At 63.3% G+C, this 12374-nt stretch carries 11 protein-coding genes; 6 read left to right on the top strand and 5 right to left on the bottom strand.

Annotated features, from left to right (window positions below):
* Positions 1-86 precede the first annotated feature (86 nt).
* The 3 genes from ABAC460_RS32290 to ABAC460_RS32280 all read left to right on the top strand — a co-directional run bounded on the left by ABAC460_RS32290 (position 87) and on the right by ABAC460_RS32280 (position 4815).
* A complete protein-coding gene (locus tag ABAC460_RS32290) occupies positions 87-761 on the top strand; it encodes a glycoside hydrolase family 11 protein (protein WP_031236583.1) in 675 nt (224 codons plus the stop codon).
* 159 nt (positions 762-920) lie between these two features.
* Positions 921-2447, top strand: coding sequence for a secretin N-terminal domain-containing protein (locus ABAC460_RS32285; RefSeq protein ID WP_162150302.1), 1527 nt, complete (start codon positions 921-923; stop codon positions 2445-2447).
* 382 nt (positions 2448-2829) lie between these two features.
* The gene (locus tag ABAC460_RS32280; RefSeq protein WP_023452782.1) at positions 2830-4815 is read left to right on the top strand and encodes an AAA family ATPase; all 1986 of its coding nucleotides are present in this window, start codon (positions 2830-2832) and stop codon (positions 4813-4815) included.
* On the opposite strand, the gene ABAC460_RS32275 is transcribed toward ABAC460_RS32280, so the two are convergent.
* From ABAC460_RS32275 to ABAC460_RS32265, 3 genes are all read right to left on the bottom strand, one after another.
* Complete coding sequence (locus ABAC460_RS32275) at positions 4812-5468, bottom strand: GntR family transcriptional regulator (protein ID WP_023452781.1); 657 nt, start codon at positions 5466-5468, stop codon at positions 4812-4814. The two genes, ABAC460_RS32280 and ABAC460_RS32275, sit on opposite strands and share 4 nt — an antisense overlap.
* A gap of 105 nt (positions 5469-5573) precedes the next feature.
* Complete coding sequence (locus ABAC460_RS32270; RefSeq protein ID WP_023452780.1) at positions 5574-6572, bottom strand: 4-hydroxyproline epimerase; 999 nt, start codon at positions 6570-6572, stop codon at positions 5574-5576.
* 229 nt (positions 6573-6801) lie between these two features.
* Positions 6802-7716, bottom strand: a complete 915-nt coding sequence (locus ABAC460_RS32265; protein ID WP_023452779.1) for a dihydrodipicolinate synthase family protein — start codon at positions 7714-7716, stop codon at positions 6802-6804.
* Between the two features lie 82 nt (positions 7717-7798).
* Between ABAC460_RS32265 and ABAC460_RS32260 the strand changes: the two genes are divergently transcribed.
* Entirely contained in the window at positions 7799-9025 is a 1227-nt protein-coding gene (locus ABAC460_RS32260; RefSeq protein ID WP_023452778.1) for an NAD(P)/FAD-dependent oxidoreductase, read from the top strand.
* Entirely contained in the window at positions 9022-10203 is a 1182-nt protein-coding gene (locus ABAC460_RS32255; RefSeq protein ID WP_023452777.1) for a M24 family metallopeptidase, read from the top strand. Before ABAC460_RS32260 ends, ABAC460_RS32255 begins: the two co-directional genes overlap by 4 nt.
* A 30-nt stretch (positions 10204-10233) precedes the next feature.
* Here ABAC460_RS32255 and ABAC460_RS32250 read toward each other — a convergent pair whose 3' ends face one another.
* Entirely contained in the window at positions 10234-11484 is a 1251-nt protein-coding gene (locus ABAC460_RS32250; RefSeq protein ID WP_023452776.1) for a hypothetical protein, read from the bottom strand.
* A 185-nt stretch (positions 11485-11669) separates the two neighbouring features.
* Entirely contained in the window at positions 11670-12080 is a 411-nt protein-coding gene (locus ABAC460_RS32245) for a helix-turn-helix domain-containing protein (protein WP_023452775.1), read from the bottom strand.
* Between ABAC460_RS32245 and ABAC460_RS50090 the strand changes: the two genes are divergently transcribed.
* Positions 12066-12365, top strand: coding sequence for a hypothetical protein (locus ABAC460_RS50090; protein ID WP_162150301.1), 300 nt, complete (start codon positions 12066-12068; stop codon positions 12363-12365). The genes ABAC460_RS32245 and ABAC460_RS50090 overlap by 15 nt on opposite strands.
* The last annotated feature ends 9 nt before the right edge of the window (positions 12366-12374 follow it).

Below are 12374 nucleotides of genomic sequence, written 5' to 3'. Positions count from 1 at the left end.
GCGGCATAACGACAGAAATAGTGCATAAGCCAGTGTCGTTTTCGAAAAAGGAAGCAAATCCATAATCGTGGATTAGGAGAAGACTCATGAAACTGTCACGTGTCATAGTGGCGGCTTGCACAGCCGCGTCTGCGTTTCTAGTGTTTTCAGGTGCCGTGAATGCTCAACAGGTATGTAACAATACCACCGGCACCAATAACGGTTTCTATTATTCGTTCTGGAAAGACGGCGGCACCGGGTGTATCACGCTCGGGTCCGGCGGCAATTACAGCACGTCGTACAACCTGTCCGGCAACAAAAACATGGTGACCGGCAAGGGTTGGCAAACGGGCTCCAAGACCCGCGTCGTCGGCTACAATGCCGGGGTCTGGAATGCCGGCACCAACAGCTATCTTACGCTCTACGGCTGGTCGACCAACCCTCTGGTCGAATACTATGTCGTCGATAGCTGGGGCAGCTCGTTCACGCCTCCCGGCGGCGGGGCCCAGTCCATGGGAACCGTGACCACCGACGGCGGGACCTACAACATCTACCGTACCCAGCGGGTCAATGCGCCGTCCATCCAGGGCACCGCGACCTTCTACCAGTACTGGAGCGTGCGGACGTCCAAGCGCGGCCAGGGCACCAACAACACCATCACCTTCGCCAACCACGTCAATGCGTGGGCGTCCAAGGGCTGGAACCTCGGCACCATGAACTATCAGATCATGGCCACCGAAGGCTTCGGTTCGACGGGCAGCTCCAACATCACCGTCTGGTAGGTGTTCGGGATGTTTTGAGAGGGCTGTGCGTCGTTTACGGCGCGCAGCCCTGTCGTCGTTTCGGTGCCAAGAAATCCCCCACCGTCTCATTTGCTTCCAGCAAATGATCCACCTCCCCGTATAACGGGGAGGTATAAGAAATAAGGAATGCGGGCCCTTATGAAATATACTGGTGCATTGGAGTGCGGACGGGTCATCGTCCTGATCATCGTCTTCCTGCTGGGTGGGCTGTGCCTGCCGGCTGCCGCCCAGGACAGCCGTGCATTGGTCGGTGTGACCGCAAAGGACAGGAGCCCCAGCGAGGCCACGGCCAGTCTCGATTTCGACCGCGCCGCCCCCGAGGCCCGCATCGGCGGCAATGACACCAACCGCATCACCGTCACCCTGATGAACACGACACGCGGGCAGGCCGTCAGTTTCGATCCCGCCAGTTCCGGGCTTTTGCGCGATGTCCTGTTCGATCAGCAGTCGGGTTATCTGCAGCTGACCTTTGTGCTGGCGGCCAAAACCCACATGGAGGTCACGCCGGACTCGCAGCGGCGTTTTGCTATCCGGCTGACGGCCATGGAGCGGGTCAGTACCGCGACGGGAGCGCAGGGTGCGGCGGCAGGGGCGCGCGGAGCGACGGCTAGGGCCTTGCCGCCGGCTGCCGAGCCGCTGCCGGGCGAGGAGGCCTATGCGCTGATCCCGCTCAAATATGCCGATGTCAGCGAGGTCGTCGGCCTGCTGTCCGAAGGCGTTACCGTCAATTCCAATGATGCCTTTACGCCGCGCGAGCCGGGCTTCGGTTCGCCGGGCCAGAACACGTCGAACACGCAAAGTCAGGATAGCGCGGCCAGTCCCGATGACCGGCCCCTGGGCGAGGGCGTCGATGCCGGTTTGGCAATCGACCGCCGCTTGAATGCTGTTTGGGTACGCGGTTCGCCGGAGCGGGTGGCGCGGGTGCGGGCTCAGATCGAGATGATCGATGTGCCGGTCCCCAGCGTGATTTTTGAGACCGAGTTCGTCGAACTGACCGAGGCCGGGGCGCGCAATGTCGGGATCGATTTCGCCAATACCAACGGCCAGATAGGCGTGGCGACGATCCAGTCGGGCCAGTTTATCGCGCCGGGTTTCTACCCCGAAACCTATGAGAGCGACCTGAACAGCATGTCGCTGCAGGCGGCTTTGTATGCCCAGATTGCGCAGGGCGAGGGGCGGATCGTCTCCAAGCCGAAGATCGCCGCCCAGAGTGGAGCGACGGCCAGCATCATAACCGGCGATGCGCTGCCGATTTTGACCGCCATTACGCTGTCGGGGGTCAACGGTGTGTCGCAGCAGGTTCAGTATGTCAATGTCGGGGTGACTTTGCAGATTGCGCCGCGGGTCAGCAGCGACGGCTTCGTGTCGTCGCATGTGTTTGTCGTGGTTTCGAGCGTGACCGGCTATTCGCAGGGCTATCCCACCATCAGTCAGCGCCAGGCCAAGACGAAGGCGACCGTGCGCGACGGCGATGCCTTTGTGATCGGTGGGTTGCTGCAGGAGAACGAGCTCAAGACCAGTTCCAAGATACCGTTGCTGGGGGATATTCCGTTGGTGGGTAAGGCGTTCCGGATGGATCGGAGCACGCGCAGCCGCACGGAGTTGTATATCCTGATCACGCCACGGATTATCTGGCCGAGGGGCATGAGTGAGGGCGCGCCTTAGGCGTTCCGGGCGGCTACGATATACCCCTCCACCCCTTCGGGGTCCCCCTCCCCACTTCGTAGGGAGGAGGGAGCTTGTCGCATGGTTCGAGTGTAGCTTGGATGCAACGGTGGTGTAGCTTTTGAGTTGGGTGGATTGCATGTCGTTTCGGATTTAACTATACCGCCGCAACGTGCCGCCTCATGCGCTGGCACATGGAGAGTATGACTTGATAGGATCGAACATCAGCCGGGGTTGTAAACCCGCCGCGATCCTGCCTTTCGTCTAGGCGCCCTTTCGGCGTCGCGGCGGGGCAGAGACCTCGGCCGCACCCCTGTTTCCCAACCTGAATGAAACATCGTGAGATGCGCGACCGCGCGCGTCTCCGCCGAAAGACATGACCATGAACGAAGATTTTATCGTCCGCAGCCTGGCGCTGCGGATCGCACGCGACATCGTGCCGGACTCGGTTCCGGCGCAAAGGCTGCTGGCCTGGGCCACCAGCCATGCCGCCTGGCTACTGGGCGAGCCGGCACAGGACAAGCTGGAATGGAAGCCGTTCCGTAAGCGGCTGAAGCGTGCCTTGAAGACGCCGCCGGAGTCCAAGGAACCGCGCCCGCGCGTGTTGGACCTGGCCGACGAACTGGGGCGATTGCTGCACCTGGCGCCGTTTGATGCCCGCCTGCTGACCCTGATGATTGCTTGCGACCGCCTGCCGCGGCTGAGCGCCATGCTGGGCTGTGCCGGTGACCATATCCGCGACCTGCCGGCGGCGCTGGGCGAACTGGCCGGGGCCGAAGCCCAGGACGCCACGCGGTGCGTCCGGCGCAGCGATGTCCTGAAGCTGGGCCTGGTCGGGTTCGGGGTGCGCGCATCCTATGACGATCCGGTGGAGATCCGCTGGCCGTTATCGCGCGTCCTCGACCGCGACCTGGCGCCGGAGGAGATGGCCGAGGCCCTGGCCGGGCGGCGGCAGACGGCCGGGCTGGACCTGGACGATTTCGCCCATGTCGGTGAGGCCGAATTCCTGGTGCGGCTGCTGGCCGGGGCGGCGCGCGAGCGGGCGCACGGCGTCAACATCCTGATCCACGGGCCTCCGGGGACCGGCAAGACCGAGCTGGCGCGGACCCTGGCCGCGGCGGCGGGCTGTCCGCTGCACGGGATCGGCGAGGTCGATGATGACGGCGAGGAGCCGACGCGGGAGGACCGTGTTCTGGCGCTAATGCTAGCCCAGCGTGTGCTGGGCGACCGCGCCGGCGCCGTGCTGCTGTTCGACGAGATGGAGGACCTGATCGGCGGGGCGCAACGTTCCGGCGGTGACTGGTTCTCGCGGCGCGAAGGCAGCAAGGTCTTCGTCAACCGGCTGCTGGAAACCAATGCGGCGCCGGTGATCTGGATCACCAACGCCGTCGGCAACATCGATGACGCCATCCTGCGACGGATGAGCTTTGTGTTGCATCTGGACCTGCCGCCGCGACGGGCGGCCCACCGTATCCTGGCGCGTGTCGCCAAAGACGAACTAGGATGTGATGAGGGGGGCGAGCCCGGCGAAGCCATCTGCCGCCTGATCGACCAGGCGCCGCAGACCTCCAGCGTCTTGCGGGTGGCCGTGAAAGCAGCGCGGTTGGCCGGCGAGGCCGACTGCGGTGCCCGGGCGGCGACGTCGCTGGTGCGGGCCTTGCGCGGCGGCGAGATGCCGATGGAAGGGCCGGGTGAGTTGGATATGGGACTGTATGAGGCCGACCGGCCGATGGATGTCCTGTTCGATTCGATAAGGGATCTGGGCGCCTTGGATGTGTCGTTGCTGCTGACCGGGCCTCCGGGCACGGGCAAGACGGCCCTGGCGCACCATCTGGCGCGGATGCTGGACCGGCCGTTGCTGGTGCGGCGGGCGTCGGACCTGCTGTCGAAGTGGGTTGGCGAGACCGAGCAGAACATCGCGAAGGCTTTCGAGGACGCGCGGCGCGAGGAGGGCGTGTTGCTGTTCGACGAGGCGGATTCGCTGTTGTTCGACCGGACGCGGGCGCGCGCGTCGTGGGAGGTCGGTCAGGTCAACGAAATGCTGACCTGGCTGGACCGGCACCCCTTGCCGGTCGTGGCGGCGACCAACCATCCGGGTTCGCTGGATCCGGCGACCTTGCGGCGGTTCGTGTTCAAGCTGGATCTGGCGCCTTTGGGGCCGGAACGGCTGGGCCGGGCGTTCGCGCGGTTCTTCGGGATGCCGGCGCCGGCGGGGCTGGGGGCCTTGCGCAACCTGACGCCGGGCGATTTCGCCGTGGTGGCCAGGCAACTGCGCCATGCGCCAGCGAAGGACGGGGCGGCGGTTCTGGAGCGGCTGCGCGAAGAGAGCCGGGTTAAACCGGACAGCGGGGGAAGGATGGGTTTTTAACCCGCCTTCTCCAGTTCGAACTGCTTGCGCAGGTCTTCCAGGGTCTGGCCGATGTGTTGCGCCATCATGTCGGCGACGTCCTTCGACTTGCCCGAGGCCCACAACTCGTACATCGCCGTGTGTTCATCATGAGCGCGGCTGTCGCGGCCGGCCGGCTCCAGGTGCTTGCCGACATAGCGCTCGGAAATGATGTTCAGCCGTTCGACGACCTGGATGGTGATCGGGCGCTGGATCGGCTTGACGAGGGCCATGTGGTAGGCGCGGTTCTTCCGGCCGACCTTCGACTTGTCCGACACCATGACCTCGTCCAGCGCCATCAGGGCGTTATAGGCGGCCTTCTTGTCGGCTTCGGTGGCCATGGAGGAGGCCAGGGCGACGGCGTCGGGCTCGATCTTCAGGCGCAGGTCGTAGACCTCCTCGACCTCTTCCGCTGACAGCGGACGGACGAAGAAGCCGCGGTTGGTGATGTACAAAAGCAGGCCGTCCTGCTCCAGGCGGGCAAAGGCCTCGCGCAGAGGAATCTTGCTGACCCCAAGCTCGGCCGCCAGGGCGTCCTGGCGGATCGCCGTGTCCACCGGCATGTCGCCGGTGATGATGCGGTCGCGCATCAGGGTATAGATCTGTTCCGAAAGGGTTTGGACAACAATCGACATTAGGTTCCCGCCCCGGACGAGCTCTGATATACAGTATACCAAATTAAGCTACGGTTTGCCCCAGTTAGCAAGTGCTAAGTCCGAATCGTTGAATTATCAACGAAATTAAATCACCTGGAAACCGGCCCAGAATGTGTCCTCGCGGTCGATCCAGAGGTTGTTGAAGCCGGTAGCTATGGCCGAACCCTCGATTGAGGGGATGATCGCCTTCTGTCCGTTCAGGTCGGTCTCGGCCTCGACGCGGCCGGTAAATCGGCTGCAGATATAGCTTTCATGGATAAAACGATCGCCGACCTTCAGTTTACCCTTGGCGTGGAGATGGGCCAGACGGGCCGATGTCCCGGTGCCGCAGGGCGAGCGATCGATGGCGCGGTCGCCGTAAAAAACCGCGTTGCGGCCGTCGGCGCCGTCATGTTTTGGTTTGTCGGCCCACAGGACGTGGCTGACGCCGCGGATGGTCGGGTCGAGCGGATGGACGGGTTCGTACGTTTCGCGGACCAGTTGGCGGATGGTGCGGCTGAGTTCGATGATTCGGGCGGCGCCCAGGTCGTCGAGGCCGGTATAGGACCCTTGCGTCTCGATGATGGCGTAGTAGTTGCCGCCGTAGGAGACATCCAAAGTCAGGGTGCCGAAGTCGGGGACGTCGATCTCGATGCCGGTCTGGGCCAGATAGGCCGGGACATTGGTGATCTTGACCGAGGTGACGCGGTTGCCTTGCGTCGTATAGTCGATGTTGATGATGCCGGCGGGGACTTCGAGTTTCAGCTTGCCCGGAGTCCTGGGGGTGATCAGGCCGTTTTCCAGCGCGAAGGTGACGATGCCGATCGTGCCGTGGCCGCACATCGGCAGGCAGCCCGAGGTCTCGATGAACAGGATGCCGGCGTCGGTATCGTCAAGCGTGGGCGGATAGAGGAAGCCACCCGACATCATGTCGTGGCCGCGCGGCTCGAAGCACAGCCCGGTGCGAATCCAGTCGAAGCGCGACAGGAAATCCTGGCGGCGTTCGGACATGGAATTGCCCTTGAGCAGCGGCGCGCCGCCGGCGACGAGACGAACCGGATTGCCGGCAGTGTGGCCATCGATGGCAAAGAAGGTATGGCGCATGGCGGGGCTCCAAATAGACAGGGCGGCTTGCTTATGTGCAACCCGCCCCGAAAACGCAATTATATGGAGCTTGCTAACTGCCTCCTCCCCTGTTTACGGGGGAGGTGGATCAGTGCGAAGCACTGAGACGGAGGGGGCTATTCCACTGACGGTAAAGCCCCACCCACCGCTTCGCGGTCCCCCCTCCCCGCAAGCAGGGAGGGAGAAGAACAAACTCCATCCTTATTCCTCAGGCGGCTTTGGTGATCTTCAGCGACGGACGGGTCGCGGCGGCCTTTTCGACCATGGCCGTGACCTCGGCGCGGCGGGCGCCGGTCAGCGGCATGCGCGGCATGCGCACACGTTCCGAACCACGGCCCATGATCTGTTCGGCCAGCTTGATCGACTGAACCAGGTCGTGCTCGGCGTCCAGGTGCAGCAGCGGCAGGAACCAGCGGTAGATTTCGCGCGCAGTGGCGATGTCGCCGGCTTCGAGCGCCTTTACGAGCATGACGGATTCGTGCGGGAAGGCCGAGGTCAGGCCGGAAACCCAGCCCTGGGCGCCCAGCAGCAGGCCTTCGAAGGCGACGTCGTCGAGGCCGGCGAAGATGACATAACGGCTGCCGAAGGCATTGTAGAGGTCGGTGAAGCGGCGGGTATCGGCCGCCGATTCCTTGACCGCGACGATGTTTTTGACCGGCTTCAACGCTTCCAGGACGTCGTTGCCGATATTGACCCGGTAGGCGGTCGGGTTGTTGTACAGCATGATCGGCAGCTTGGTGGCATTGGCGACCTGGGTGAAGTGCGCGACCAGTTCCTCGGGCTTGGGGACATAGACCATGGCCGGCAGCAGCATCAGGCCGTCGGCGCCGATGGCCTCGGCGTCACGGACCCAGGCCTGGGCCAGAGGGGTGGTGAATTCGGACACGCCGGTGACGACGGGGACGCGGCCCTTGACGACCTCGACGATCGCCTTGAGCAGTTCGCGCTTTTCCTCGGCGGTCAGGGAATTGTTTTCGCCGCAGGTGCCCATGGCGATAATGCCGGTTACGCCGTCACGGATAAGATCATCGACAACGCGCTGGGTGTCTTTAAAATCGATCGAAAGATCTTCTCGGAATTGCGTGGTTACGGCAGGAAACACGCCGTGCCAGTCGATGGTCATTATAATAGGCTCCTGGAAGCTTGCGTAAGAACATATACCGTATACAATATGCGATAGCGAGATGCAACAAGGATAGTATCACATGGCACACGCAATTGTTACCGGCGGCGGCATCGTCGGTCTTAATGTTGCGCTCGCCTTACAGAGTAAGGGATTTTCGGTCACATTGATAGAGCCTGAAGCGGTCCGGACGGGCGCTTCGTACGGCAATGCGGGCCATGTCGCCATAGAACAGGTCGAGCCCCTGGCCTCGATGGCGATGGTCAGGTCGGCGTGGCGGCGGCTGTATCCGCGCGGGGCTTTGGGGCTGCCGGCGAAGGCGGTCGGGCATTGGTTACCGTTTTCTCTGGGTTTGCTGAAGGCGGCGAGTCCGCAGAGATTCGCGCGCGGCAAGGCGGCCTTGTCGGCCCTGATCGCCCAGGCCATGCCGGCATGGCAGCGCCGGGTGGTGGATATCGGTGCCCCGGATCTGTTGCGTCAGGACGGCCATTATGTCGTGTGGGAGACGCCGGCCTCGGCAGCCGCGGGTCTGAAGTCCTGGCAGTCGAGCGATACCGGCGATGCCCGTTTTCATGTCGTGACCGAAGACGAATTGTCGGAATTGCGCCGGATCACCACGGCCAATATCGCCGGGGCGATTCGCTTTGAAAATACCGGTCAGATCGCTGATCCGGCGCGGTTGTTGGCGACGATGGAAGCCAAGTTCGCCGAACGCGGCGGCCGGGTGTTGCGCGAGCGCGTGGCGCGGGTTGGCGACGGTGTGGTGGTGCTGACCGGTGGTGAAACCCTGATCGCCGATGCGGTCGTGGTCAGCGCCGGGGTGCGGTCCAAGCCGTTGCTGGAAGCCTTGGGCGCGCGCGTGCCGATCGTCGCCGAGCGCGGCTATCATATCCAGTCAAAGGCCCACGGCTGGCCGGACGGTTTGCCGCCGGTCGTATTTGAAGACCGGTCGATGATCGTCACCGGCTTCGAAGGTGGTTTGCGCGCGGCCAGCTTCGTCGAATTCGCCGGAGTCGACGATCCGCCCGATGCCGGCAAGTGGTCGAAGCTGCGTAAGCATGTGACGGCCCTGGGCCTGCCGTTCGGTCCGGTGGAGGACGCGGCGACCTGGATCGGCGCGCGGCCGACCTTCCCGGATTATCTGCCGGCGATCGGGCGGTTGAAGGACAAGCTCTGGTATGCCTTCGGGCACCAGCATCTGGGTTTGACGCTCGGGCCGGTGACGGGTGAGATCGTTGCCGATATGATCGACAGCGGCGAGTCGCCTATGGCTTTCTCGTTGCAAAGATTTGGGGAGCATTTTCAATGATCGGATCATCGACTATCGAAGCCGAACTGGCGCGGTTGTTGCCGCCGGCCGATCCGGCGCCGGCCATTACCCTTGCGGAACGCCTGGGTCGGTTGGACAAGGCGCGGCGGCTGACCCGGGACATGGGCGCCAATGCGCTGCTGGTCGGGGCAGGGGCGTCGCTGCGCTACTTCGCCGGCCTGCCGTGGGGCGCGTCGGAGCGGCTGATTGCGCTGTTGCTGCCGGTCGATGGTGAGCCGATCCTGATCTGTCCGTATTTCGAGCGCGGCTCGGTCGAGGCCGATATGCAGATCGCCTGCGACTATCGCCTGTGGCATGAGCATGAGAGCCCGTCGGCTTTGGTGGGGCAGGCGATGAAGGACTGGGGGGTGTCGAAGCTGGCTGTCGATCCGGCCATGTCGTTCGATATGGTGCACCGGCTGGGCCGCGAGTCAGGTTTGGAGATTGTCGAGGCGTCGGCGGTGATCAATGGCTGCCGGATGTACAAGTCGGCGGCCGAACTGGCCCTGATGCAGCAGGCCAAGTCGATGACGCTGGAGGTGCATCGCGCGACGGCGCGGATGCTGCATGAGGGGATTACGACGGTCGAGGTGACCAACTTCATCGAGGCAGCGCACAGGAAGATGGGGGCGGCGGGCAATTCGTTTTGCATCGTCCAGTTTGGGCGAGGAACGGCCTTTCCGCATGGCCTGCCGGGCGTGCAGAGCCTGCGAGAGGATGATCTGGTCCTGGTCGATACCGGCTGCTACGTCCAGGGCTATACCTCGGACATCACGCGGACCTACAGTTTCGGCAAGGTAGATGAAAAACATCGCCGCATCTGGGAGATCGAAAAGGATGCGCAGGCGGCGGCGTTCGCGCGCGTCGAGGTCGGTCTGCCGTGCGAGGCGGTCGACTATGCGGCGCGGGCGGTGCTCGAAAAACATGGTTTGGGGCCGGACTACCAACTGCCGGGGACACCGCACCGCACCGGGCACGGCATCGGCCTGAGCATCCATGAGCCGGCCTATCTGGTGCGCGGCGACAAGACGCCGCTGGCGCCGGGGATGTGCTTCTCGAACGAGCCGATGATCGTGGTGCCGGAGCGCTTCGGCGTCCGGCTGGAAGACCACATGTACGTCACCGAGTCAGGCGCGGCATGGTTCACCGAACCCCAGCCGGCGATCGACCGGGTGTAGGCGTCCGACGAACGGCCAAGTCGGGGGAACCTACTGGGGCGTGGCTTCTGTAGGTTTCGGCGCCTTTGCCGCGCTGCCCCAGTGATAGTCCGGATCGAAGGGCGCGCCCTTGATTTCCAGGGCGTAGAGGCCGTTATAGCCGCACGGGCCCAGGCTGCCGTTGGTGTAAGCGGCCTGGCGGATGGTGTCCGCCGCCGGCTTGCCGGCCAGCCACGCCTTGGCTGCATCGAGTGACAGGTCAGGCCCGAGGTCCGCGGCCGAAAGGTCGAAAGTGCCGGCATAAACCACTTCGCCGGCCTCGATTGGAAAGGACGGCGAGCCCATGCAGAAGCCGATTTCCGGCATTGCGGCAATCGAGGCGATCCGCCAGCGCCCCGGCGGCGCGGTGAAGGCGACAAACACGCCATCCTTGTCCTTGCCCTTGATCGCCCCGGTGACCGTCAGCACATCGGGCGCATGGTCGACGGTCGACGGCAGCACGTCCTTGTCCGCGCCCATGCGCGCCAGGGTAAGGCGGAGGCCGGTCTTGTTGCTGGCGCCCTTGAGCCGGATGACGATGACGCCGGCCTCGGGCAGGGCGGCGGCGATCTGATCCGGGGTCAGGTCCTTTTCCGGCCATTTCGGGTCGATCCCGATGATGACTGGCTTTTGCGGCGGGGCCAGGGTCACCCTGGCCAGGGACGTACCGGTGCCGGCGGTGAGGCTGAGGAGGCCGTATTTGTCGTGAGCCGGGCGGAAGTAGAGGTAGCGGGTGGCCGCCGAGGCGGCGTCGTTCTTCCAGATACGGACGACTTCGCCATGGGGCTGCTCCGCGCCGGTCCATGGCGCGATGCGGGCTGCGATATCGGGTGCCGGGTTCATCCAGAGGTCCTTGCCCTCGGCTTCCGGCAGGCGAACGACCCGCCAGCCACGGACGACCATGCAGTTTTCGAAGGCGGCGGCGTAGACGCCGCGGCCCCAGGCGGAGATCATATCATCGACGATGGCATCGCCGATGGCGCTGCCGATGATGCCGGCGACCGAGTAGTTGTTGTTGCTGTAGACCGTGGAGGGGCCATCGCGCAGTTCGGCATCGTAGGAGCGCGCCTTATAGGCTTCCGCGGCGCAGGCCGTAACGGCGTCGTTATGGTCGGCGGCTGTCGTGCCCGGGAGATTGTAATAGGTATAGCCCTTGGTCATGTTGCCCATGCCGATCACATTTTCGGCGTGGGTTATGGCCGGCACGGTCAGGGCGAGGATAGCCGCTGCGGCAACTTTCAGATGAGTCTTCAAAACGTGCATGGATTTTTCCCCTGGATAGCCCTGAGGACAGGACTAACCGTAATGAGCGCACGTGTGAAGCCTGAACAGGCAGGCAATGCGGAAATTCAGGCCGTTTCTTTCCGTTTCTGTCTGCGAGTTCCACCGTTTGAGTCCACCGGTGTTCACGAAGAGTCGACCTTCACCGGAACGGCTATGGTGGTTCCTTACAGGTGGTTCTCTGTGCTTCCCAGCGAGCGCACAAGGTCCAGTATCTTTCGCCTGACCTTTCCGTCCTTGACTCGCGGAAACGCTTCCGCCAGTTCGATGCCGTCCGTCGTCACAAGGAAACCGTGTACGAACTGTTCTGAATCGGAATCGGAAAACCCAGCGATCGGGGCTATTTCACCCAGGCCTTCGAAGAAATACTCGATAGGCGTTCTCAAGGCCTGGCTTGTCTGGTGAAGCTTGGAAGCACTGATACGGTTGGCACCTCGCTCGTACTTCTGAACCTGCTGAAAGGTCAGGTCCAGCGAGTCGGCCAGATCCTGCTGGCTCATTTTCAGGAATTTCCGGCGCATCCGGACGCGGGCGCCGACATGCAGGTCCACAGGATTGGGAACATGGCTTTTGGTCATGCAAATTTACTCCTACTGTTGTGTGTTCAAGGCAGTGCTGAGCCGCATGGCATCGAGTATACTGGCCAGGCAGGCACCTGGTGTGGGTTCTTCAGCGACGCTGTTGACGACAACGGCCATGGCGCCTGCCTCGCGCATCTCGACCGCTATGGCCTCGAACCCGGCCGTCGCAAGTTCGGTCCTTCCGTCCAGATTATGTTCAAGCGCGCGGGTGACGGCTTGCTGGAAATACCGTTCGGTGGCGCAGTCGATCGTTCGAAGGCCAAGTATCTCAACATGAGTTGAGACCAGAAA

The sequence above is a fragment of the Asticcacaulis sp. AC460 genome (assembly GCF_000495795.1).
GTDB lineage: Bacteria > Pseudomonadota > Alphaproteobacteria > Caulobacterales > Caulobacteraceae > Asticcacaulis.
The sequence above is the reverse complement of the archived record's forward strand: the minus strand, read 5'-3'. Positions and strand labels throughout refer to the sequence as shown.